The sequence below is a fragment of the Rhizobium sp. ERR 1071 genome, assembly GCF_007828675.1.
Lineage (GTDB): Bacteria > Pseudomonadota > Alphaproteobacteria > Rhizobiales > Rhizobiaceae > Rhizobium > Rhizobium dioscoreae.
Genome location: NZ_VITM01000004.1, coordinates 535,409 through 557,293, shown reverse-complemented (window position 1 = coordinate 557,293; position 21,885 = coordinate 535,409). Strand labels below are relative to the sequence as shown.

The following is a 21,885-nucleotide window of genomic DNA, read 5'->3' as shown; positions in this document are numbered from 1 at the left end:
CGTGGCACGCTATTCTTCCCTGACAAAATCGAAGTCGAATAGTGAACGGAATAGAAGGCCTATGCAGGACTTTCATGTCGTCATCATCGGCGCAGGCCTTGGAGGCCTGTGCCTTGCCCAGGGATTGAAGCGCGCCGGCATCCGTTTTGATGTCTACGAGCGCGATCCGGCAGCTGATAGCCGCTTGCAGGGCTATCGCATCCGAATCGATCAGAATGGACAACAGGCGCTGGAAGCCTGCCTTCTAAAGACTCAATTCGACCTCTTTCGAGCGACCGCCTCGACGAGCCCTCGATCCGCGTGCTTCCTGACGCCTCAGCTTCTGCCCGTTACCGGCCGCACGCCGACGAGCTGGGATACCGGCGAAAATGATGATGACGGCGATCTGAGTGTCAATCGCCTCACCCTTCGCGAAATCCTGTTGTCGGGGATTGAGGATCACGTTCATTTCGGCCATGCCCTTACGCGGTATCGCCGCATGGATGATGGGCGTGTCGAAGTGCATTTCGAAGGTGCCGCCTCGGTTTCCTGCGGCCTACTCGTCGGTTCAGATGGTGTGAACTCGCAGGTGCGACGCCAGTTGGCACCCTATGCCGAGCCGGTGGACACGGGCTCCATTTGTGTCTACGGCAAGAGCGAAATACCGCTGAGCGATGCCGCCGATCTGCTTGGAGACGGAACGACCGTGATCTTTGCCGATGGGTGCACGGCAATCTTCGATCTCATGCGGTTCGGCGATCACTTCCCGAAGCTTGCCGCCAGTCTCGCGCCCGATTGCAAGCTTACGCCGGTCGCCGATTACCTCTACTGGGCACTGATCGGCCCCCGCCAAAGGCTGGGACTGGAAACGTACGACCATACCCAGGATCTGCCTGTCTTGCTCAGAACCGCCATGCGCGGCTGGCATCCTGAATTGAAGCGGATCATCAGCCGGAGCAAGGCCGAAGCGGTAGCAGCGCTTCCCGTCAGAAGCGGACGCCCCGACGCCCTTTGGCCGTTCGGTGCCATCACGCTTCTGGGCGATGCAATCCACGCGATGAGCCCTGCCGGTGGCCTCGGCGCCAATACGGCTCTCGAAGATGCCCGCATGCTGGCGCAGATCCTGGCCGAAGCCGGAAAGGAGATTAAGACCACCTGCACAGCCCTGCTGGACTACGAGACCGATATGCGCGAGCGAGCGGCTTACGCCATCGCCTCGTCGCAACACGGCGCCGAGATGCTGTTTGCCGCCGTGACCGATAAGATCGCCTGAGACCGATATGACAATCGATACAACCAACTTCACCTTTCACGACGTTTCCCTTTGGCCGATCGTGCGCCAATCCGCTGTGGCTATCCAGCCAGGTTATTCGAAACAATGGGAGCGGGAGATGGACGCCCTGCTCGCTCTCTCGATGCCTTTCGTCGTGATCATGGAAGGCGACGAACACACCGAAGAGCACGAGGATCGCAAGGCCCGCGGCATTTGGCTGAAGAAGAACAAGACGGCGCTTGCTGCCGTTTGCAAGGCAGTCATTGGCATTGAGGCAAGCGCAATCAAGCGCGCCGCCATGCAGCTGCAGACGAACCTTGCAACGAAGGCATTCGGCATAAGAATGGAAATCGTTGCGTCTCAGAAGGAAGCCCTGCTTCTTGCTGAGCGAATTCTCGAAGGAACGGACGCCGCGACCTCTCTCGCCTGCTGACAGAGGCTGTAGCCCAAGCTCTTCAGGACAGAAGCGAACCGGATCGGACGGGCGTAGAACCCGTCGATCCGGGCATTACGGATGTGGGGTGGCCGTAGCCCTCAGGATGCGGATCGACGCAGAAGCGCGGTCTCCTTCCAGCCAAGCTCCGGAGCGACCAGCGTCACGAAGTCATGGATGATCTGCCGATATTCCTCATCATGAAATTCGTAGGGCAGCTCCAGCCGGAACTCGCTCACATGGGGCAGGATCGGGTCCTTGCGCAGGCGCTCCAGTATCTCATCCGATGAGCCGACGACATCGCGGGCGAAAAGCGTGCGTCGTTCGCCCTGAGGCGTAAGCGTGCGCTCATAGCGGCCAGCCGCATAGTCGGTGTAGCGTTTGCGGGTAATCGCATCTGCGCTGTCGAAAGGCACAATGACCCGGCCGAGCGCCACCCGCCTCGAATCACCTCCAGACGCGCGATAGGTTTCCAGCTGGCGCGATTGCGCTACGAAGAAATCGTCTGTCTGCTCCCCCGTGGTGACATTGCCGATCAGCAGATTGAAGCCGTTGCGGCCAGCCCATTCGGCAGACCGCAATGAGCCGCCGCCATACCAGATGCGATCGATCAGACCCTTCGCATAGGGCTGAAGCCGCGGACGCTGCGGGCCGAACGGCGTCTTGATGACCGTATCCTGATTGCCGAGATAGGCGCCCCTCAGATTGTCGGCAAAGCGCAGCACCCTCTGATGGGAGAAATCGTGGCTCTCCCAATCGCCATCGAAAGCAAGCGGCCCGATCAGATCCGCATGCAGCGGCCGACCAGCGCTCAAGCCGATATTCAATCGTCCGCGCGACAGCACATCCACAGTCGCCAGATCCTCGGCAAGCCGATACGGACTTTCGTAGCCGATGGGAATGACGGCGGTGCCAAGCTCGATGTGGCGCGTGCGCTGCGTTGCAGCCGCCAGAAAGGCACTCGCTGAGGAGATACCGGGCTCCAAATGCCGCTGGCGAACCCAGGCGCTGTTGAAACCCTTCTGCTCTCCGTATTCAAGCAATTGCAGGGTCTGTTCCAGGCCGGCGAGCGGATCCTCATCCGGATAGTTTCCCGGCGTCAGAAAGCCGATATGGCTGATCGATGGGGCTTGGCGGCTCATGCTGTCTCCTCAAAATTTCGGCAGGCCCGGCGGATTGGTTTCCGACTTCGGCAAGGCTTCTTCGGCAAGGTGCCAATGGTCGAGGATTTTGGCGTAGGTGCCATCCTTGATCAGTCCATTCGTTGCGATGGTGAGTGGCGCCGCGAGACCGCTGCCCTTGCGCGTGGTGATCGCGACATCCGAGCGATCCGGCCAGCCGGCGCTCAGTGTGCCCACGCGCTTGATGTTCTTGTCGCGAGCGGCGATGTAGACCAGCTGGGCGTGCGGCTGCACGATGACATCGGCGCGCCCCGAGCGGAGGGCCAGAAGGCTCGCCGCCTCGTCGTCGTAATATTGCAGCTCGATCGGCTTCAGACCGGCTTTGACATCCTCATCGCTCCATTTCAGCAGGATGCGCTCCTGGTTCGTGCCGGCCCCGACGATGATGCGCAGCCCGGCAGCATCCTTCGGCTCCTTGATACCACTGATCTTGCTGTCGCTCTTGACGAAGAAACCGTGCAGGCCCTGTCGATAGGTGGAGAAATCGAACTTCTCCTTGCGCTGCTCGGTGACACCGACGTTGGAGATGACGGCATCATATTTGCCTGAGGTCAGCCCAAGCGGCCAGTCAATCCAGGCGACCGGGACAAGCTCGAGCTTCAGTCCGAGCGCATCGGCGACGGCATAGGCATAATCGGGATCGGCACCGACGACAGTCTTGGCATCCGTCGCGTAGGTCGCCAGCGGCGGGCCGCCTGGCGCGACCGCCACGGTGAATGTGCCTGGTGTGACGAACTTGAAATCCTTTGGGATAGCGGCAATCGCCGCTTCGTTTTTCGCCGCGTGAAGACGTCCCGGCTGTTCCGGGCTCAGATCGAAATCTTCGGCTGCCATTGCCGGAGTAAGACCGGTCAAGGTAAGCGCCATGGCGGCTGCTATCACAGTTTTGAACGTAATGCGGATAGTCACGGAACCTGTCTCTCCATTTGAGATGGATGGGAGCGGACCGGCGTGAGCCCCACTGACGCCGGTCCGCCCGACCAACATTACGAGCCGCTCTTCGGCAGGCCCGCAGGGTTGGTCTTGGATTGATCGACCGCTTCGGCAGTGAGGCTCCAGCGCTTCAGCACTTCGCCATACTTGCCGTTCTTGATCAGATCGTTGAGCGCGAGCGTGACGGCATCGGCAAGGCCAGCGCCTTTTTTCGTCGTCACGGCGATTTCGGCCGTCAGCGGCCAACCGCCGGAGACGGTGCCGACAAGCTTCCTTGTGCCGTTGATGGCGGCCTTATAGGCCTGTGTCGCATTCGGATTGAACTCGACATCGGCACGGCCGGACTGCAAAGCAAGATCGGCGGCGGCGCGATCATCGTAATACTGTACCTCGATAGGTTTCAGGCCGGCTGCCACATTCTGCCGGTCCCATTCCAGAATGATCTTCTCCTGGTTGGTACCGGCGCCGGTAATGACCTTCAGGCCAGCGACATCCTTGGGCTCCTTGATCGAGGTGATCTTGCTGTCGGCCTTCACATAGAAGCCGAGCACGTCCCTGCGATAAGTCGAGAAATCGAACTTCAGCTTGCGCTCTTCCGTGACCGTCACGTTGGAAATGACGGCATCATATTTCCCGGAGGAGACGCCGAGCGGCCAATCCTCCCAGGCGACCGGCACCAGCTCGAGCTGCAGGCCGAGGGAGTCTGCAAGCAGTTGCGCGATATCCGGATCAGCGCCTACGACGGTCTTGGCGTCAGTCGCATAGGTGGCGATCGGCGGATCCCATGGGTTGATCGCGACCGTGAACTTGCCGGGATTGACGAACTTGAAGCCCGGCGCAATCGCCTTGATTGCTGCCTCGTCCTTCTGGGCGCGAACGCGATTGGAGGTATCCGGGCTCAGGTTGAACTTTTCGGCCGCAATCGTCGGCGTCCCACTCATCGCTGCCACCGTCAGCACGCCGGCAACGATATATTTTGCTCTCTTAATGAATGCCATTTCCCTTCTCCTTTTTCAATTCTAAGTTGTTATTGTTGTTACAATGATCAGGACGCCCGTTGCGTCAGAGCGTCAAATGCCTACCTGCGACTGCTAGAGAACCTTGGCGAGAAAAGCGCGCGTACGCGGATGTCTCGCATCGTTGAGGATCTGCGTTGGCGAGCCGGCTTCGATAACGTGGCCGCCCTCCATAAAGACGATGCTATCGGCGACCTCGCGGGCAAAGCCAATCTCGTGGGTGACGATGACGAGCGTCGTGCCGGTGCGGGCAAGCTCCTTGATCACATCGAGCACTTCGCCGACGAGCTCAGGATCGAGTGCGGAGGTTGGCTCATCGAAGAGAAGAACCTTCGGCCGCAGTGCCAGCGCGCGAGCGATGGCGACACGCTGCTGCTGGCCACCGGAGAGCTGGCGGGGATAGGCGTCGATCTTGTCGCTGAGACCCACGCGGGCGAGAAGCTCCTGCGCAAAGACAGTCGCTTCGTCGCGACTCACCCCGCGCACCTGGATCGGTGCCTCGATAATGTTTTCTAAAACAGTGAGATGCGGGAACAAGTTAAAGTTTTGAAAGACCATACCGATGTCGGTCCGGCGCTTCAGAATGTCCTTTTCCTTGAGCTCATAGAGCACCTCGCCCTTCTGTGTGTAACCGACAAGCTCGCCGTCGACGGAAATGAAGCCGCTGTCGACGCGTTCCAGATGATTGATGGCGCGCAGCAGCGTCGATTTTCCCGAGCCCGACGGGCCGATAATGGCTGTGACGCTGCCGGCCGGCAGGTTGAGCTCGATATCGTCCAGGACCTTCAGCGTGCCGAAGCTCTTCGAAATGCCGTGGATGCGCACAGCACCACCCTTAGCACGAAGATCCGTCACGCTCCGAAAAGCGGCGAGTGTCGCGGTGTCCGATCTGGTGTCTGCCGCGGCAGCAGGCAGTGGCCGCTGGAAGCGGCGGAAGAATGCCTGGAATGGCAAGGGCGTCGGATTGCGCACCGCACCCTTGGAGAAATAGCGCTCGATATAATGCTGCGCGATCGACAGCACCGTCATGATGACGAGATACCAGACGGTCGCCACCATCAGGAGCGGAATGACTTCCAGATTGCGGCGATAGATGACCTGCACCGTGTAGAAGAGTTCCGGCAGGGCGAGCACATAGACCATGGAGGTGCTCTTCGCGAGGCCGATGATCTCGTTGAAACCAGTGGGCAGGATGGAGCGCATCGCCTGCGGCAGGACGATGCGGAACGCCTGGCGGCGACGAGACAGGCCGAGGGATGCAGCCGCTTCCAACTGGCCTTGATCGACCGACAGAATGCCGCCACGCACGATTTCAGCAAAGAAAGCAGATTGGTTCAGCGTCAGTCCGAGAAAGGCCGCGGCAAACGGCGTCAGCAGCTGTGTGGTCGGATAATCGAACAGAACCTTGTCGGTGAACGGAACGCCGATGCTAATGGTTTCATAGAGATAGCCGAGATTGTTGAGAACCAGCAGCAGCACGATCATCGGGATCGAACGCAACAGCCAGATATAGCCCCAGGAGAGGCTTGCAAGCAGCGGCGACTTCGATACGCGCGCCAACGCCAAGGCCGTTCCCAGAATGGACCCCGACACCGCCGCAAGCGCCGTCAGCAGCAACGTCCTGCCAAGACCAACCAGCACCGGCTCCGCAAAGAACCACTCGGCGAATACACCCCAGCCCCAGCGCGGATTGGTGAAGGTGGAATAAAGGACGACCGCTATGACGAGTGCGGCAAATATCGTGCCCGCCGTACGTCCAGGGTGCCTCGCGGGCACGATGCGGTAACGCGAATAGTCAGTCTTCGTCTCGGCGGCTCCAGTATCTCGATCGACACCCGCAAAATCCGTCGTCAGCGCCATGATGCTTACCCCTTATGATTGTCGTTGATCCGCCATGCGTTACCGGCCGGCGGCCGCCAAGCGTTGCTGCGAGCCCGAGGTTTCGGCGATATAGGCCAGAGCCAAATGGCTGATATCCTTCTCGAAAGGCAGGCTCTTGTAGACTTCCGGATCGACGGAGGTATCGAACAGGGCTGTGTAGCCGTTGTTGAGATAAAGACCGACCGCCTCGGGTTGGCGAAAGCCTGTCGTCAGGTAGATGCGACGATAGCCCTGTCGCGCCGCCTGGGCCTCCAGTTCGACCAGAAGCCTACGCGCCAATCCCTGACGACGAAGATCGCGCCGCGTCCAAATCCGTTTGAATTCGGCGGTTTGGTCGTCATAGTGCTTGAAAGCGCCACCGCCGATCGTCTCCCCGTTTCGGAGCAAGAGCAGAAAATTGCCCTGCGGCGGCGCGAAGGCCTCCGGCGGATAGCGGTTGAGTTCGGCAATCGCCCCTTCAGCATTGAAATAGTTGCCGTACCGGCTGTCGTACTCATGGATCAGCTCGTCGATCAGCGGCTTGGCGCGCGGGTCCAATGTGGTCGTATAAAGAAACGTGTCGCTCATGTCGTTCGTCACCCGTTGTCATTCGCGAGGAAAGCTTCGGCGAGCCGCACCCAGTAGCGGGCTGCCGGCGCGATGATGGCGTCGTTGAAATCGTAGCGGGCGCTATGCAGCGGTGCGCTGTCGCCATTGCCGACAAAGAGGTAGCTCCCGGGCTTGGCCTGCAGCAGGAAAGCAAAGTCTTCGCTCGCCGTCCGCGGCCGGAAATCCGCCTCGACGGCAGCACTTCCAAGCGCCTGCATGGCAACATTGCGGGCGAATTCTGTCTCTTCGGCATGATTGACGAGTGCAGGAAAACCGAGACGGTAATCGACTTCAGCCACAGCGCCGAAGCTCTCCGCCTGCGCGCGCGCCAGTGCGGGAATTCGCTCCTGCAATCTGGCTCGGACGGTCTCATTGTAGGCGCGCATGGTCAGCTTCATCTCCACGCTTTCCGGGATGACGTTCGAAGCCGAACCGGCATGAATGGAGCCGACCGTTGCGACCGCCATTTCCTGAGGATCGATATTGCGCGAGACGACGCTTTGCAGAGCAGTAATGAATGAAGCCGAAGCCAACACCGGATCGACGGCACGATGCGGCTCGGCACCATGTCCGCCCTTTCCGACGATGTTGATGACCGCCTTGTCGACGGAAGCCATCGCCGGGCCGGCAACAAAACCGAACTGCCCCGTCGGCACGCCGGGCCAATTGTGCAGTCCGAAGACCGCATCGACCGGAAACCGATCGAAAAGTCCTTCCGAGAGCATCTTGCGCGCGCCGGCGCCAATTTCCTCGGCCGGCTGGAAGATCAACCGCAGCGTGCCGCTGAAATTGGCGCTTTCTGCAAGGTAACGAGCAGCAGCGAGCAGGATCGATGTATGTCCGTCGTGGCCGCAGGCGTGCATGACGCCGGGATTGCTGCTGGCATAGTCAAGCCCGGTTGCTTCTTCAATGGGCAGCGCATCCATATCGGCACGGATGCCCAGGCTGCGCTGCCCATCGCCCCGCTTAAGGGTTGCGACGACGCCGGTCCCGGCTATGCCCGTTGCTACCTCGTAACCCCAGTCGGCAAGCAACGAAGCGACCTTCTTGGATGTGCGGTGCTCCTGAAAGGCGAGTTCGGGATATTGATGCAGGTCATGTCTCAGCGCGATGATCTCGTCGAGGTAGGCGGCAATCCCTGTTTCGATTTGATCGGTGACCAAAGCGGGCTTGATGATAGCGTTCATGATGATCGTCCTGGCTCAGGCGCCGACGGCCTTTGCGGGTGTAATGTTCGAAGCCTCTGTCGCGTAACGGCTCTCGCGATACGGCAAGCCCAGATGATCTCGCAGCGTCTCCCCCTTCAACGCCGGGTCGAAATAGCCGCGCTCGGTCAGGATCGGCAGGACATGCCTGGAGAAGTCGTCGAAGCCTTCACCGATCACCGGGAAACCGAGGATGAAGCCATCCGCGCCTTCTTCATCCACCCAGCGGATGATCTCATTGGCGATGTGCTCGGCCGTGCCGATGAAGGAGGTTCGCGGCGTGGCAGCATCGAGCGCCACCTCACGCAAGGTGAGCCCCTTCTCCCGCGCGGTCTTCTTGATGCGGTCGGTCGTGGCACGGAAGTTGTTGCGGCCGATATCGCCGAGATCGGGGAACGGCTCATCCAGAGGATGGGCGCTGAAATCGTGGTGATCGAAGAAGCGGCCGAGATAGGCCAGTGCCTCCTCGATGGTGACGAGATTGCGGATCGCCTGGTACTTGGCCTCCGCCTCCTCCTGCGTCGCGCCGACGATCGGCCCGATGCCCGGGAAGATGCCGACATCCGCGGCACTGCGGCCATGTGCGATCGCGCTCTGCTTCACCTGCTTATAGAAGGTCTTCGCGTCTTCCAGCGGTCCGCCATTGGTGAAGACGGCATCGGCGTGCTTGCCCGCTAGCCGGATACCGGAATCGGAGGCACCGGCCTGGAACACCACCGGCTGCCCCTGCTTGGAGCGGCCGATATTGAGAGGGCCTTCGATGCGGAAGAACCGGCCTTTGTGATTCAGGCGGTGTAGCTTGGATTTGTCGGCATAAACACCGCTTTCACGGTCGCGCACGAAGGCATCGTCATCCCAGGAATCCCATAACCCCTTGATCGCATCGAGATACTCGTCGGCAATCTCGTATCGCAGCTCGTGCTCGGGATGTTCGCGGCTATAGTTGCGGCCAGAGCCTTCGAGCGGAGACGTCACGGCATTCCAGCCGGCGCGGCCCCCGCTGATGAGATCGAGCGAGGCAAATTGCCGGGCGATGGTGAAGGGATCGCTATAGGATGTCGAAACCGTGCCCACGAGGCCGAGCTTCGTCGTAAAGGCGGCAAGTGCCGACAGGATGGTCAGCGGCTCGAAGCGATTGAGGAAATGCGGGATCGACTGCTCGTTGATATAGAGTCCGTCCGCGACGAAAGCGAAGGCGATACCGGCCTCTTCGGCCTTGCGGGCTGTCTTGACGAAGAAGTTCAGATTGGTGCTGGCATCGGCCGGAACGCTCGGATGCTTCCAGGCATTCATGTGGCCGCCAGGGCCTTGCAGCATGATACCGAAGGTAACGTGTTTTTGAGCCATGATGATCCTCCTGGGACAGGCCGTTCAGGCAACAAGGGAAAGGCGCTCTTTGGCGAGCAATTCTATGGAGTTGAGGCGTTCGGCCGCCGTCAGCGCCGGCGTGTCGAGCACGAACTCCTCGACGCCGTAGCGGCGATGAAGCGCGTCGAGCTCGCCGCGGATCTGCGCCGCCGTGCCATGCAACACGCTCGGCACCTTCTCTTCGGTCCGGAACTCCGAGAAGCCGGCCTGCCGCGCAAATTCCGCCGCCTGCTCCTGCGTGCCGACATTGACGCTCTGGCCGTTGGGCAGGAAGAGCTTGACGATGCGCAGTTGCCCAACGCGCTCACGGGCATGGGCTTCGCTTTCGGCAGCAAAGGCTGCGAGCGCCAGGATCGGCACCTTGCCGCCCGTCGCATTCCCGTAGGCCTCGAAGGTATTGCGCAGATTTTCCGGATCGCCGTTCAGATGGCCGGCAAACACCAGCCGCCAGCCCTTCTCCGCGGCGAGCTTCGCGCTCTCCACGCTGGCGCCAAGGAGGAAGCGCTCCGGCGCACGCGGCGGAAAAGGCGTCGCCAGCGCGCCAACGGAATGAGGGTCGGCCGCGAGATAGGTGTTGATGTCGGAAAGCTGCTCGGCGAAGTCCGGCTTCTTCTCAGGATCGAAGGCACGCTGCAATGCGCGGGTGGAGAGCGGGAAACCGCCCGGCGCCTTGCCTACACCCAGATCGACGCGTCCCGGCGCCAGCGACGCCAGGAGATTGAAAGTTTCTGCGACCTTATAGGCGCTGTAATGCTGCAGCATGACGCCGCCGGAACCGACACGGATCCTCGAAGTCCGGGCAAGAAGATGAGCGATCAGGACTTCCGGAGCCGAACTTGCGAGATTCGCCATATTGTGATGCTCGGCAACCCAGAAGCGATGATAGCCGAGTTCCTCGGCCCGGATGGCCAAGCGAGCCGTGGCGCCGAGCGCATCGGTGGCGCTAAGCCCCTGTTCGATCGGGCTCTTGTCAAGAAGACTGAGAAGATAAGTCATGCCGTTCATCCATGTTTGCGCCCAATGCCGATCATGGAGCGCTATAGTCTATAAAAAACATAGATTTTAAGTTATTTAAGAAACAGCTTTCTTTTTCTTTCCCCGGATGCGGAAAAAATCAGCAGCGACCAAAATCGGTGGATGGGTGCAGATGCAGGTTCCAATGACGAGATCGAACGCCTGTTGAGACTACGCCTGCTCAGAGGAGAGCACAGCGTCGAGCCGTTAAACCCCGCGGATCACCGTTCATTTTGACCGGCTGTTACGCCTCTCACGACGCAAAGAGGGCGCAATCGAGAGCGATTGAACGCAATAGATTGCCAAAACCCGCAAATCAGTTCACCTTTTACCTATGCCCGATATCGCACGACCATTCGTGACCGATGATGATCCCGACCGGGACATCCGCTGCCAGGACGCGCTGCAAGCCGCTTTTCGAGAGTTGCTGAGTGCCGCGATCCTGGCGGGATGGTCGGAGCGTGAAGTCGCCTTGGCGATTGCTGAGCTCGCGGACAAGCATTTGCTCTCGCTTGAGACCCATGACAACACTGACGCCCTCATCGCATTGTTGCGGCGAATGACCTAATGAGCCAACCGTCCACCTGCGGGAGGATCGATCGTTACAGTACTCAATGTATGCCGCCGCCGCCACCCTCCTTGAGATCGACATTGCTCAGGATCAGCGCAAGCGGAATGGCGCAGAGCACGACCAGCATCAGCACATGGAATACATCGATATAGGCGAGGAAGCTCGCCTGGGTCTGCACCTGCTGCCCTATCCAGGCCGTCGCCTGCGCCTGGGCATCCGCCATGGTTGCACCTTTCTCGGCAAAATAACGCGTCATGGTTCGCAGTGTCTCCTGATAGGCCGGTGAGGGAGGCGTGACATGCTCCACCAGGCGGCTCTGGTGCCACTGCTCCCGATGCGCCAGGACATTTGACGCGATACAAACGCCGATGGAGCCGCCGATGTTGCGCGCAGCATTGATCATGGCCGACGCCTGATTGGTCTGTTCAGGCCTCAAACCGTAGTAGGAGGCAGAGGTGATGGGGATGAAGATCAGCGGCAGGCCGAGCCCGATATAGAGACGAGACCAGACGAAGAAGCCGAAGTTCAGGCCGGGATAGAGCCGCGTCAGCTGCCACATGGACATCGCAATGATCGCCGCACCTATGGCGATCAGATACTTCGGCTGAACCAAGGAATTCACCCGGCCGGCAACGAACATCATGACCATGGTCACAAGCCCGCCTGGCGAAAGTGCGAGCCCAGCCCAGGTCGCCGTATATCCGTAGTTCTGCTGCACGACCTCAGGGATGAACTGCGTCGTCGCAATCAGGATTGCGCCGGTTGCCATCATCACGATGAAACAGGAACCGAATTGCCGGGTGCCGAGCAGCCACCCGTCGATGATCGGGTTAGCCTTAGTCAGAACCCACGGTATGGCCGCCAGGAAGGCGAGAATGCATATGACTACCATGACGATGATGAAGTCGGAGCCGAACCAGTCATCGGTCTGCCCCCGATCCAGGATGAGTTCCAGAGAGCCGAGAAAGGTTGCCACCAGCAGAAAGCCGATGAGATCGAAACGCACGCCCTTCCGGCGGAATTCCTCGCGCATATTCCTCGTTTTCGGAGTCTCCTTCAACAGCACATAGACGAGCACGAAGGCGAATATGCCGACGGGACCATTGATGAGGAAGCACCAGTGCCAGGAGAGGTTGTCGGAGAGATAACCGCCTAAGGTCGGTCCGATGACCGGCGCGACGACCACGGCGACACCGAAGAGCGCAAAAGCCTGACCACGTTTTGCCGGCGGGAAGGCATCGGCAAGGATCGCCTGTGAGGTCGGCACCATGCCGCCGCCGGCAAAACCCTGTATAACGCGGAAAATCAACAGCGCCTGGAGATTCCACGATAGACCGCACAGAACGGAAGCGATCGTGAATGTCACCAGGCATAGGAGATAGAACCGACGGCGTCCGAACCGTTCGGCGAAATAGCTGCTGGCAACCAGCACGATGGCGTTGGAAACGAGATAGGTCGTGACCACCCAGGAGGCTTCGTCGGAGCTGACGGCAAGGCCGCCTGAAATGTAGCGCAGCGCCACGTTGGCAATCGTGGTGTCGAGCACTTCCATGAAGGTTGCCAGCGACACCACCATGGCTATCAGCCAGGGATTCGTGACTTGCGCGGATGATGCTTCTCTTCCGCCCGCCGCTGCGCCTGCACCGCTCATCTCGCTCAGCTCCTCGGGTGTACCGTCACTGTCGGCACCACGGACATGCCGGGGCCGATTGCAACATCATCGGGCCATCTGTCGACGATAATCTTGACCGGCACGCGCTGCGTGACCTTGACGTAATTGCCGGTCGCGTTTTCTGCTGGCAACAGCGAAAAGGCAGTGCCAGAGCCCGGCTGAACCGAGGCCACCTTTCCGTGGAGCGTGTGATTGGGATAGGCATCGATCGTGATGTCCACCGGCTGGCCCGGCCGCATGTCGGTGAGCTGCGTCTCCTTGAAGTTCGCCGTGATCCAGACCTCATCGGGAACGAATGTCGAGATTGCCTGCCCTGCCTCCACATACTGCCCCTTGGCGCCGGCAAGACGTACGATGCGCCCCGGCTGAGCCGCCGTGATCGTCGTGTAACTAAGGTTCTGCTGCGCTTCTTCGGCCTGTGCCTGCGCCTGCTTGAGGCTTGCGAGCGCACTGGATTTCTGCGCTTCGGCAACGGCTTTGTTCTTCAGCGCCGAGGTAATATTCGCCTGCATCTGGGCAAGACTTGCCTGATCCTGCTGCAGGGTTGCCGTAGCCTGTTGCACGGCCTGCACGCTGCCGGAGCCGGTCTTGACCAGTTGCTGCTGGCGATTGGATTCCTGCTGTGCAAATTGCAGAGCGGCGGTGGCGGAATTCTGTTGCGCCCTGGCGACGTCGACGGCGGCGCTCGCCGCCTCGATCTGCGCGCCGGCGCTGTCGACCGAGGCCTTTGCCACCTCTACCTGCCCGTTCGCCTGATCGAGCGCGATCTGATAGTCACGCGGATCGATCATCAAGATGACATCGCCGGCTTTGACGGACTGGTTATCGGTCACCGGAACCTCGGCAACATAGCCGGATACTTTGGCAGCAACCGAAAAGCTGCGCGCATCGACAAAGGCATCATCCGTCGACTCATAGGGATAGAAATAGATCTTCCAGACGAACCATGCGGCTACGATCAGTGCGAGCAACACGACGATGCCGAGCAGAATGGAGAGGGCATGACGGCGAATGAAGGATGCGCGCTTTTCAGCCGGTGCATCATTTTCGCGGCCGGCGTCATCAACAGGTTGCTGTTTCAGCCGATCCGGCTTGGTTTCCGCAATATTAGGTTGATTGTCAGCCATAACATGACCTTTGCTTGCTGTTCTGCGGGTTGTGTCTGGAGAAAATGGTCAGTGCCGCACAAAACTCCGGATCTTTTTGAGATCCCGAATGAAGGTGAGCTTGTTCTTTTCCCTCTCTTCCGCCTCCCTGATCCGCAGAAGCGCCGAGGGATGAATGGTCACCAGGACATCGAGTTTTCCCGACGGATGCAGGATCTGGCCGCGGTCGCGCATGACCCTGACTTTCGAGCCGAGTAGCGAGGATACAGCCGTCGCCCCAAGTGCGACGACCAGCTTCGGCTTTAGCAATTCGAGTTCTGCTCCCAGCCACCAGGCACAGCGCTGCACCTCGCCGGCATTGGGCCTGGCATGCAGTCGTTTCTTGCCGCGCATCTGATATTTGAAATGCTTCACGGCGTTGGTGACATAACAACGGTCCCGATCCACGCCCGCTTCCTCAAGGCATTCATCAAGAAGCCGGCCGGCCGGTCCGACAAAAGGCCGGCCGGCCACATCCTCCTTGTCGCCCGGCTGTTCACCGACCAGCACGATGTCGGCCTGGGCCGGCCCTTCGCCGAACACGAGATGAGTGGCGTTGCGATAGAGATCGCAGCGTGTGCAGGATCGAGCATCCTCATGCAGCTCATCAAGTGTCTCTGCATCGGCATGCTCATAGCTGAGCGACGGGCCTGCGCCGGCCGAAGGAAATCTATCGAGCATTGGGGGCTCGCTATGGTTCCAGATTCTATGACGATCAACTAATCGTCCTTCTGTTTGTTCCATGCGGGATGCTCATCACGTGGGAACCCCCTCCCATGGTGCTCGTTAAGACAATGAGACCACGAGAACGGAGAACCCGCCATGAATAGCGAACGTAAAACCGGCTCCTTTGCATTAACCGCATTCTTCGACGACGAATATGACGCGGAAGCTGCAGCCCAGGCGTTGATGGAAGCCGGTATCCCGAAGGACGCGATCACCATGACACCGGGCAACCGGCCAGACACCTCACCGACCGATCACATGGGCTTTTTGGATGCGTTGACGGGCATCTTCTTTCACGAGGAGCAACGTGCCGCCTATGCAGCCGCCCTCGAACGGGGAGGAACGCTCGTCACGGTGCAGGAAATGAATGAGGCGCAGCATAATATCGCCCTGCCGATCCTGGCGGAAAAAGGCCAGATCGATCTCAACGAGCGCGAAAGCACCAGTTAGGCCGGCAGGCTTTCGCTTTGCTATGGGAATGACCGCTCTCGAGCAGAGTTCAGGATTTTGACGCGTTCCTGAGCGTCGATATCCATGTCGGCTTCGCTCCGGCGGAAAGATGCTAGTCTTGTCGTCTTCGTCCATTTAGACAAACAATTCCTATTATAGTCTATAAAAATAGTTTGCTATTTCTATCGATCCTGCCCCCGATTTCGCTAGGCTCTGTGCATTCCATTCAGGGAACCGCCGGAAAATCTGATCCGGCCAAGGGGACTAGTCATGAAATTCAACACACTGATCGCTGTGGCCGTCTTGGGTCTCGCCAGCATTTCCATGGCGGCCGGCGCGGCCGCTGCCGACAAGAAGGTCGTCGTCGCCTATCAGACGGATGCCCTGCCCTCCTCTGTCGCGATCGCCAATGGCGATTTCGCAAAGGAGACGGGCTATGAGATCGACTTCCGCAAGTTCAATTCGGGAGCAGAGATCTTCGCCGCCATCGCATCCGGCGACGTCCAGATCGGTTATGTCGGCTCGAGCCCGTTTGCCGCTGCTGCTTCACGCGGACTCGAGGTGAAGGCCTTTTACCTCTCGTCCATCTCGGGCGTCGATGAAGCTCTGGTGGTGCGCAATGGCTCCGGCATCAACACACTCGCCGATCTGAAGGGCAAGAAACTCGCGGCGGCACCCGTTTCCACTGACCATTATCAGCTGCTCGCCCTGATCAAGTCCCTTGGCCTGAGCGAAAAGGACGTACAGGTCTTTGCTGTCCCGCAGCCTGAAATCGTCGCAAGCTACAATCGCGGTGATATCGACGGCGGCTTCGTCTGGGACCCGGCACTCACCGAACTGAAGAAGAACGGCAAGGTGCTGGTGACGTCCAAGGACGTCGCCGACAAGGGCGCTCCAACATTTTCCGCCTGGGTCGCAACCTCGAAATTCGCAGCAGACAATCCGCAATTCCTGAAGGCCTATGCCTCGGTGATCAACAAATACTACGCCTCGTTTGCCGCCGACAAGGCCGCCTGGGGACCGGACAGCGACAACGCCAAGGCGCTCGCCAAGCTTCTGGGCGGTACTGCAGAGCAGCAGGCGGCAGCGCTCAAGAACCTCACTCTGCTGACACCCGACGTGCAGGCATCGGCGGCCTGGCTCGGTGGCGGCGATCAATCCGGCGCGGCAAAAATCCTCAAGGACACGGCAGCCTTCCTGAAGAGCCAGGGGAAAGTCTCCGAAGTCCTGCCGAATTACGGCGCATTCGTCACCGCCGACGCGCTCGTCAGCGCAAGCAACTGATCCTCCCTGGCGTCGGCGCGCTTGTCGCGCCGGCGTCGCAATATCGAGAGAGCCCATGCTTCAAGTCGACCATGCAAGCGTCTTCTTTGCAGCGCGTGACGGCAGAACCGTTCACGCGCTTGACCGCGTTTCCTTCGACATTCCCGAACGCGGCATCGTGGTCGCACTCGGCGCATCCGGTTGCGGCAAATCCACCCTGCTCAATGCGATCGCCGGTTTCCTGCCGCTTTCAGAGGGAAAGATCACGCTCGACGGCAGGCCTGTTTCCGGTCCCGGCGCCGATCGCGGCGTCGTCTTCCAGAAGGATTCGCTGCTGCCATGGAAATCCGTGATCGACAATGTGGCTCTCGGCCTGCAATTTGCCGGACTGGGTAAACGGGAACGCCGGGATCGCGCATCGGAACTGCTACGGCTTGTCGGTTTGACCGACTTTGCCAATGCTCTGCCCTATGAGTTGTCGGGCGGCATGCGCCAGCGCGTCGGCATTGCCCGGGCACTTGCCACCGATCCCGATATCCTGCTGATGGACGAACCATTCGGCGCTCTCGACAGCCTGACGCGCGAGCAGATGCAGGAGCTGCTGGTTTCCGTCTGGGCTAGAACCGACAAGCGCATCTTCTTCATCACCCATTCGATCGAGGAGGCGCTTTTTCTCGGAACCGAGGTTCTCGTCATGTCTCCGAGGCCCGGGCGTGTCGTTGCGCGTTTCGAACTCGATTTCGTACATCGCTTTGCCGCCAGCGGCGATACGAAGGCGATCGTCTCGTCGCCTGAATTCAGCAGCCTTCGGGAAGAAATTCGCGCTATTCTCCACAGCGCCGAGAACATCAGGAGCGTGGCATGAGTGACATCATCGAAACGCGCCCGATTACCGTTCCTCAAAGGGAAGCGCAACCGAAGCTGGTTCGCGTCCCGAGTTTCGGCGTTGGCGAGAAACCCACCATCGCCATCAGCATCGCGACTGCGATCGTCTGCCTCGCATTGTGGTGGCTCGTCGCAAAGCTCGGTCTGGTGTCACACCTCTTCCTGCCTCGCCCCGATGAAGTGCTGACGCAGATCGGCGTCGTCTACCGCGATGGTTATGCCGGCGCTTCACTTTCCGAACATGTATTGGCAAGCCTGTTCCGCATCGTCGTCGCCGCAGCCATCGCGATCGGGGTCGGCATTCCTGTCGGTCTGCTGATGGGGCTCAACCGCTGGGCAAAGGGAATTCTCGATACGCCGATCGAATTCTATTGGCCGCTGCCGCCCCTTTCCTATCTGCCGCTGATGATCATATGGCTTGGGATCGGCGAGACCTCGAAGATCACCCTTCTCGTGCTCGCCATGTTCGCGCCGATCTGCCTGTCCGCCCAAGCCGGCGTGCGTTCGCTGCCGCTGGAGCGGGTCAATGCCGCACGGTCCCTCGGCGCGAACCGGCTGCAGCTTTTCTTCAACGTCGTCCTGCCTTCGGCGCTGCCGGAAATCCTGACGGGCATCCGGATCGCCCTCGGCATTGGCTGGGGAACGCTGGTGGCGGCCGAACTCATCGCTTCGACCCGCGGCATCGGCTTCATGATCATGTCGGCGTCGCAGTTCCTTGCCACCGACGTCGTCTTCGTCGGCATCGGCATCATTGCGGTCTGCGCCTTTGCCTTCTCGACCGCCGTCCGCATTCTTGAAGCCGTGCTCGTCCCGTGGAAGGGCAAGCTTTAGACTCAAGGGAGATGAGCCGAGGATCACCACGGCTCTCCTCGCCACAAATCCCGTATCAATCAATTCAGAGAGACCGACAGGCGCAGGCATGAGCGATAACAGCGAATTTCTCTGGTACATCCCGAACGACGTCAAGCCGGGTCACCGCGGCGACTCCGCCGTCGAGAACCACAACAGCCTGGAAACGCTCACGAGCCATGCCAAGGCGCTGGAGGATCACGGCTGGAAGGGCGCATTGATCGGCACCGGCTGGGGCCGACCCGACACCTTTACCGTCGCGGCCGCACTTGCGGCGCGCACCACCAGCTTCGAGCCGCTCATCGCAATCCGCCCCGGCTACTGGCGCCCAGCGCACTTCGCTTCAGCTGCTGCCACGCTGGATCAGCTGAGCGGCGGCCGGGTGCGCATCAACATCGTTTCCGGCAAGGACAATCTTGCCGCCTATGGCGACAGCGAGGGCGATCAAGCGCACCGCTATGGTCGCACCAAGGAATTCATGCGGCTCAGCCGCAGGCTCTGGACCGAAGAGAATGTCACCTATGAGGGAGAACACTTTCGCGTCAGCGAATCCACGGCTGCGCCGCGCATCGAGCCGCGCGGTGAACGTCTGCATCCCAGGCTCTATTTCGGCGGCGCTTCGGATGCTGCAGAACGCGTTTCCGCCACGGAGGCAGATGTTCAGCTTTTCTGGGGCGAGCCACTCGCCGACATTGCTGAGCGAATAAGCCGGCTTAAGGCATTAAGCAGAGACCTTGATCGCGATCTGCCGCCACTGGAATTCGGGCTGCGCATTACGACGCTGGTGCGCGACACGACGGAGCAGGCCTGGACCGACGCCGAGGCGAAAGTCGCGGAGATGGCTGAGAATAAGGGTGTCGGCTGGAATGATCACCGGCAATCGATCGCAGTGGGCCAGAAACGGCTGTTCGATCTCGCCGCGCGCGGCGACGTGCTTGACGACAATCTCTATACCGCGCCGGGCAGGTTCGGCGGCGGTGGCGCCGGCACTACCTGGCTGGTCGGCTCGCCAGAGGATGTCGCCCGCTCCCTGCGCAAGTATCGCGACCTCGGCATTACGCATTTCGTTCTTTCGGACACACCATACCTCTCGGAAATAAAGCGGCAAGGTGAGCAACTGCTGCCGCTGTTGCGCGCCTGAAGGCGTGGCGCGACGAGCCAATTGAGACACGGGAATTTCGATTTCACGGCTGGCCGGGATCGGCCGCCGGGGTTTCATAACGTCTTTGAATTATTTATAGTCGAGGCTAAACATCATTACACGACTCTTAATCAAGAGGGAGATGAGCCGCCTTGACGAAATTGCCTGCCGCCCCGGAAAGCCGTCTTTCTTCGACCGAGATCGAGACGCATGCCGAGGCCTTTCAGAAAAGCCGCGACGATCGACGTACTGAATTGATGGAGGATTACGTCGAGCTCATCGCCGATCTGATAGAGCATGCTGGCGAAGCGCGCCAGACCGATATTGCGCAAAGACTGGGAGTAACGCAGCCGACGGTTGCAAAAATGCTCAAGCGGCTCGCCGAGGAAAACTTGATCACGCAGCGCCCCTATCGTGGCGTGTTCCTGACTGAAGAAGGGCACCGCCTGGCGGTGGCAACCCGCCGGCGCCATGAGATCGTCGAGGCCGTTCTTTGCCGCCTCGGCGTCGATCCTGATACGGCAAGGAATGATGCCGAGGGCATCGAACACCATGTCAGCGAAAAGACCCTCGAAGCCTTCGAGCGTTTTTTGAAGACATGACTGCCCCCAATACATCGAATCAATCCGATAGCAATCGCGCCAGAGAGCCATTTGGGGCACAGTTTTGACAAGAATGAGTTGAAAAGAAGCGGACAGTGATTGTCCGGCTTGACCCGCTACCTGATATCAACACAAGGTTTACCAATGCTCGCTAAGCAGAACTTGGCGAACTGCCGGCCTTTTATTTCGCATACCGACTTTTACTGCCGGCGCAGGGAATCATGATGAACGCCCAGGACTTCAGCAGCACCGTTTTCGAGCTTGCCCCCGTCGCCATGTGGCTGGAGGATTTCAGCGGCGTCAAGGAGCAGTTCGAGGTCTGGCGTGCGGAGGGCGTGACGGACCTGCGTTCCTATCTGTTGGCCGACGTGCAGCGCGTCGCATCCTGCTCGCAAAAGATCAAGCTTCTTGCCGTCAATGCCAGGACGCTGGAGCTCTTCGAGGCGCCATCCTTCGAGACGCTCGTCGAAAGCCTTTCGCGGGTCTTTCGCGACGAGATGCTGCAAAGCCATGTGAATGAGCTTGTGGCGCTCTGGGAAGGCAAGACCGAGTTTTCCGGCACCGCAATCAACTATTCCCTCGGCGGCAAAAGGCTCGACATCCAGCTACGCGGCGTCATCCTGCCGGGCCACGAGACCTCGTGGAGCCGGCTGCTGCTGACGACGGAAGACGTGACGGCCCGCGAGGAGGCGAGACGGCAGGAAGAGCGGCAGCGCCGCTATGCCGAGGGCATGTTCGAGCATTCGCCGGTTTCCCTGTGGGTCGAGGATTTCAGCCGCATCAAGATCCTGCTCGATGACATCCGCCACCGAGGCATCGTCGACTTTCAGGTATTTCTCGACGTGCATCCGGAGTTCGTCCAGCAATGCATGAGTGAGATCAGCGTGCTCGACGTCAATCAGGCAACGCTCGATCTATTCTGCGCACCGGACCGCCAGACCCTGCATCAGCGGATCGGCGAAGTGTTCCGCGATGATATGGAGAAGCATTTTCGCGGGCAATTGGTGGAGTTGTGGAACGGTCGCCTCTTCCATCAGCGTGAAGTGCTGAACTATGCGCTCGACGGATCGGAGCGTCACGTCCTCCTGCAGTTTTCGGTTTTTCCCGGTTACGAGGAAGACTGGTCGCTGGTGCAGGTGGCACTCACCGACATTACCGCGCGCAAGAAGGCGGAAGCCTATCTCGAATATCTCGGCAAGCACGATGTGCTCACCCGGCTTTTCAACCGCGCCTTCTATATGGAGGAGCTCAACAGGCTGGAGCGCAAATCGCTTCGGCCAGTATCGGCCATCATTCTCGATCTGAACGGACTCAAGGAGTCCAATGATGAGAGCGGCCACGATGCTGGCGATGCTCTGCTGCGCCGTATGGGCGAGGTGCTGAACAGCGTCGTCTCCCTGCCGAACCACGCCGCCCGCATCGGCGGCGACGAATTTGCAGTTCTCATGCCAGGCGCCGATGAAATCGCGGCTGCCGCGATGGTCGAGACGATCAACGAACTGCTGAAGATCAACAATCAGTTCTATTCCAGCGCGCCGCTCAGCGTCTCCATCGGCATTGCCACGAGCCTGCCCGGCGAAACCATGGAAGCCATGATCAAGCGCGCGGATCTCGGCATGTACGAGCAGAAGAAGGCTCACTACGCCGCAGCTGCCACCATTGGTCCGCATCAGGCAAAGCACGGCGCCTGACGCTCCCGCATGGAGACCG

General features: G+C 59.9%; 21 protein-coding genes. 10 read left to right on the top strand and 11 right to left on the bottom strand.

Translation table 11 applies throughout. From position 1 onward, the window contains the following. Positions 1-61: 61 nt before the first annotated feature. The gene (locus FBZ99_RS17285) at positions 62-1,252 is read left to right on the top strand and encodes an FAD-dependent oxidoreductase (protein WP_113353726.1); all 1,191 of its coding nucleotides are present in this window, start codon (positions 62-64) and stop codon (positions 1,250-1,252) included. A 7-nt stretch (positions 1,253-1,259) separates the two neighbouring features. Further along, entirely contained in the window at positions 1,260-1,685 is a 426-nt protein-coding gene (locus FBZ99_RS17280; RefSeq protein ID WP_113353725.1) for a hypothetical protein, read from the top strand. A 101-nt stretch (positions 1,686-1,786) separates the two neighbouring features. Here the strand turns inward: FBZ99_RS17280 and FBZ99_RS17275 are convergent, their stop codons facing one another. The 8 genes from FBZ99_RS17275 to FBZ99_RS17240 all read right to left on the bottom strand — a co-directional run bounded on the left by FBZ99_RS17275 (position 1,787) and on the right by FBZ99_RS17240 (position 10,853). Further along, complete coding sequence (locus tag FBZ99_RS17275; RefSeq protein ID WP_113353724.1) at positions 1,787-2,827, bottom strand: LLM class flavin-dependent oxidoreductase; 1,041 nt, start codon at positions 2,825-2,827, stop codon at positions 1,787-1,789. Positions 2,828-2,836: 9 nt separating this feature from the next. After that, complete coding sequence (locus FBZ99_RS17270; RefSeq protein ID WP_113353723.1) at positions 2,837-3,733, bottom strand: ABC transporter substrate-binding protein; 897 nt, start codon at positions 3,731-3,733, stop codon at positions 2,837-2,839. Positions 3,734-3,852: 119 nt separating this feature from the next. After that, the gene (locus tag FBZ99_RS17265; RefSeq protein WP_145634109.1) at positions 3,853-4,797 is read right to left on the bottom strand and encodes an ABC transporter substrate-binding protein; all 945 of its coding nucleotides are present in this window, start codon (positions 4,795-4,797) and stop codon (positions 3,853-3,855) included. Between the two features lie 93 nt (positions 4,798-4,890). After that, the gene (locus tag FBZ99_RS33785; RefSeq protein WP_113353721.1) at positions 4,891-6,675 is read right to left on the bottom strand and encodes an amino acid ABC transporter permease/ATP-binding protein; all 1,785 of its coding nucleotides are present in this window, start codon (positions 6,673-6,675) and stop codon (positions 4,891-4,893) included. Between the two features lie 39 nt (positions 6,676-6,714). Continuing rightward, entirely contained in the window at positions 6,715-7,263 is a 549-nt protein-coding gene (locus tag FBZ99_RS17255; RefSeq protein WP_113353720.1) for a GNAT family N-acetyltransferase, read from the bottom strand. 8 nt (positions 7,264-7,271) lie between these two features. Beyond that, on the bottom strand, positions 7,272-8,471 hold the full coding sequence (locus tag FBZ99_RS17250) for a M20 aminoacylase family protein (RefSeq protein WP_113353719.1): 1,200 nt from the start codon (positions 8,469-8,471) through the stop codon (positions 7,272-7,274). Positions 8,472-8,486: 15 nt separating this feature from the next. Beyond that, positions 8,487-9,836 carry an LLM class flavin-dependent oxidoreductase gene (locus FBZ99_RS17245; RefSeq protein ID WP_145634107.1) on the bottom strand — a complete coding sequence of 450 codons (1,350 nt, stop codon included), beginning with the start codon at positions 9,834-9,836 and terminating at the stop codon, positions 8,487-8,489. 24 nt (positions 9,837-9,860) lie between these two features. After that, positions 9,861-10,853: an LLM class flavin-dependent oxidoreductase gene (locus FBZ99_RS17240; RefSeq protein WP_113353734.1), complete on the bottom strand. Its 993-nt coding sequence runs from the start codon at positions 10,851-10,853 to the stop codon at positions 9,861-9,863. Between the two features lie 376 nt (positions 10,854-11,229). On the opposite strand from FBZ99_RS17240, the gene FBZ99_RS17235 reads away from it, so the two are divergent. Then, positions 11,230-11,439: a hypothetical protein gene (locus tag FBZ99_RS17235; protein ID WP_233789861.1), complete on the top strand. Its 210-nt coding sequence runs from the start codon at positions 11,230-11,232 to the stop codon at positions 11,437-11,439. A 43-nt stretch (positions 11,440-11,482) separates the two neighbouring features. Here FBZ99_RS17235 and FBZ99_RS17230 read toward each other — a convergent pair whose 3' ends face one another. Genes FBZ99_RS17230 through FBZ99_RS17220 form a run of 3 tightly spaced genes read right to left on the bottom strand, consistent with a single transcriptional unit; the run spans position 11,483 to position 14,940 of the window. After that, entirely contained in the window at positions 11,483-13,093 is a 1,611-nt protein-coding gene (locus tag FBZ99_RS17230; protein WP_113353716.1) for a DHA2 family efflux MFS transporter permease subunit, read from the bottom strand. Positions 13,094-13,098: 5 nt separating this feature from the next. Further along, a complete protein-coding gene (locus FBZ99_RS17225; RefSeq protein ID WP_113353715.1) occupies positions 13,099-14,241 on the bottom strand; it encodes an HlyD family secretion protein in 1,143 nt (380 codons plus the stop codon). 48 nt (positions 14,242-14,289) lie between these two features. Next, positions 14,290-14,940, bottom strand: a complete 651-nt coding sequence (locus FBZ99_RS17220; protein WP_113353714.1) for a UdgX family uracil-DNA binding protein — start codon at positions 14,938-14,940, stop codon at positions 14,290-14,292. 141 nt (positions 14,941-15,081) lie between these two features. Here FBZ99_RS17220 and FBZ99_RS17215 point away from each other — a divergent pair, with 141 nt between their 5' ends. The 7 genes from FBZ99_RS17215 (at position 15,082) to FBZ99_RS17185 (ending at position 21,866) form a co-directional block, all read left to right on the top strand. After that, positions 15,082-15,435, top strand: a complete 354-nt coding sequence (locus FBZ99_RS17215; protein ID WP_113332394.1) for a hypothetical protein — start codon at positions 15,082-15,084, stop codon at positions 15,433-15,435. Positions 15,436-15,759: 324 nt separating this feature from the next. After that, entirely contained in the window at positions 15,760-16,719 is a 960-nt protein-coding gene (tauA, locus tag FBZ99_RS17210; protein WP_442966488.1) for a taurine ABC transporter substrate-binding protein, read from the top strand. A 55-nt stretch (positions 16,720-16,774) separates the two neighbouring features. Continuing rightward, positions 16,775-17,563, top strand: coding sequence for a taurine ABC transporter ATP-binding protein (locus tag FBZ99_RS17205; protein ID WP_113353711.1), 789 nt, complete (start codon positions 16,775-16,777; stop codon positions 17,561-17,563). Further along, positions 17,560-18,414 carry an ABC transporter permease subunit gene (locus FBZ99_RS17200; protein ID WP_113353710.1) on the top strand — a complete coding sequence of 285 codons (855 nt, stop codon included), beginning with the start codon at positions 17,560-17,562 and terminating at the stop codon, positions 18,412-18,414. The genes FBZ99_RS17205 and FBZ99_RS17200 overlap by 4 nt, the downstream gene beginning before the upstream one ends. A gap of 88 nt (positions 18,415-18,502) precedes the next feature. After that, entirely contained in the window at positions 18,503-19,573 is a 1,071-nt protein-coding gene (locus FBZ99_RS17195) for an LLM class flavin-dependent oxidoreductase (RefSeq protein WP_113353709.1), read from the top strand. 152 nt (positions 19,574-19,725) lie between these two features. Continuing rightward, positions 19,726-20,175, top strand: a complete 450-nt coding sequence (gene mntR / locus FBZ99_RS17190; RefSeq protein ID WP_069614474.1) for a manganese-binding transcriptional regulator MntR — start codon at positions 19,726-19,728, stop codon at positions 20,173-20,175. Between the two features lie 221 nt (positions 20,176-20,396). Beyond that, positions 20,397-21,866: a sensor domain-containing diguanylate cyclase gene (locus tag FBZ99_RS17185; protein WP_246661127.1), complete on the top strand. Its 1,470-nt coding sequence runs from the start codon at positions 20,397-20,399 to the stop codon at positions 21,864-21,866. Positions 21,867-21,885 lie beyond the last annotated feature (19 nt).

Bases quoted from the DNA above. Each gene is read 5' to 3' on its own strand.
- FBZ99_RS17195 (WP_113353709.1), top strand. From the start codon at position 18,503: ATGAGCGATAACAGCGAATTTCTCTGGTACATCCCGAACGACGTCAAG.
- FBZ99_RS17200 (WP_113353710.1), top strand. From the start codon at position 17,560: ATGAGTGACATCATCGAAACGCGCCCGATTACCGTTCCTCAAAGGGAA.
- FBZ99_RS17270 (WP_113353723.1), bottom strand. From the start codon at position 3,733: ATGGCGCTTACCTTGACCGGTCTTACTCCGGCAATGGCAGCCGAAGAT.
- FBZ99_RS33785 (WP_113353721.1), bottom strand. From the start codon at position 6,675: ATGGCGCTGACGACGGATTTTGCGGGTGTCGATCGAGATACTGGAGCC.
- FBZ99_RS17265 (WP_145634109.1), bottom strand. From the start codon at position 4,797: ATGGCATTCATTAAGAGAGCAAAATATATCGTTGCCGGCGTGCTGACG.
- FBZ99_RS17245 (WP_145634107.1), bottom strand. From the start codon at position 9,836: ATGGCTCAAAAACACGTTACCTTCGGTATCATGCTGCAAGGCCCTGGC.
- tauA (WP_442966488.1), top strand. From the start codon at position 15,760: ATGGCGGCCGGCGCGGCCGCTGCCGACAAGAAGGTCGTCGTCGCCTAT.
- FBZ99_RS17240 (WP_113353734.1), bottom strand. From the start codon at position 10,853: ATGACTTATCTTCTCAGTCTTCTTGACAAGAGCCCGATCGAACAGGGG.
- FBZ99_RS17205 (WP_113353711.1), top strand. From the start codon at position 16,775: ATGCTTCAAGTCGACCATGCAAGCGTCTTCTTTGCAGCGCGTGACGGC.
- FBZ99_RS17215 (WP_113332394.1), top strand. From the start codon at position 15,082: ATGAATAGCGAACGTAAAACCGGCTCCTTTGCATTAACCGCATTCTTC.
- FBZ99_RS17225 (WP_113353715.1), bottom strand. From the start codon at position 14,241: ATGGCTGACAATCAACCTAATATTGCGGAAACCAAGCCGGATCGGCTG.
- FBZ99_RS17255 (WP_113353720.1), bottom strand. From the start codon at position 7,263: ATGAGCGACACGTTTCTTTATACGACCACATTGGACCCGCGCGCCAAG.
- FBZ99_RS17275 (WP_113353724.1), bottom strand. From the start codon at position 2,827: ATGAGCCGCCAAGCCCCATCGATCAGCCATATCGGCTTTCTGACGCCG.
- FBZ99_RS17185 (WP_246661127.1), top strand. From the start codon at position 20,397: ATGATGAACGCCCAGGACTTCAGCAGCACCGTTTTCGAGCTTGCCCCC.
- FBZ99_RS17230 (WP_113353716.1), bottom strand. From the start codon at position 13,093: ATGAGCGGTGCAGGCGCAGCGGCGGGCGGAAGAGAAGCATCATCCGCG.
- FBZ99_RS17285 (WP_113353726.1), top strand. From the start codon at position 62: ATGCAGGACTTTCATGTCGTCATCATCGGCGCAGGCCTTGGAGGCCTG.
- FBZ99_RS17220 (WP_113353714.1), bottom strand. From the start codon at position 14,940: ATGCTCGATAGATTTCCTTCGGCCGGCGCAGGCCCGTCGCTCAGCTAT.
- FBZ99_RS17250 (WP_113353719.1), bottom strand. From the start codon at position 8,471: ATGAACGCTATCATCAAGCCCGCTTTGGTCACCGATCAAATCGAAACA.
- FBZ99_RS17280 (WP_113353725.1), top strand. From the start codon at position 1,260: ATGACAATCGATACAACCAACTTCACCTTTCACGACGTTTCCCTTTGG.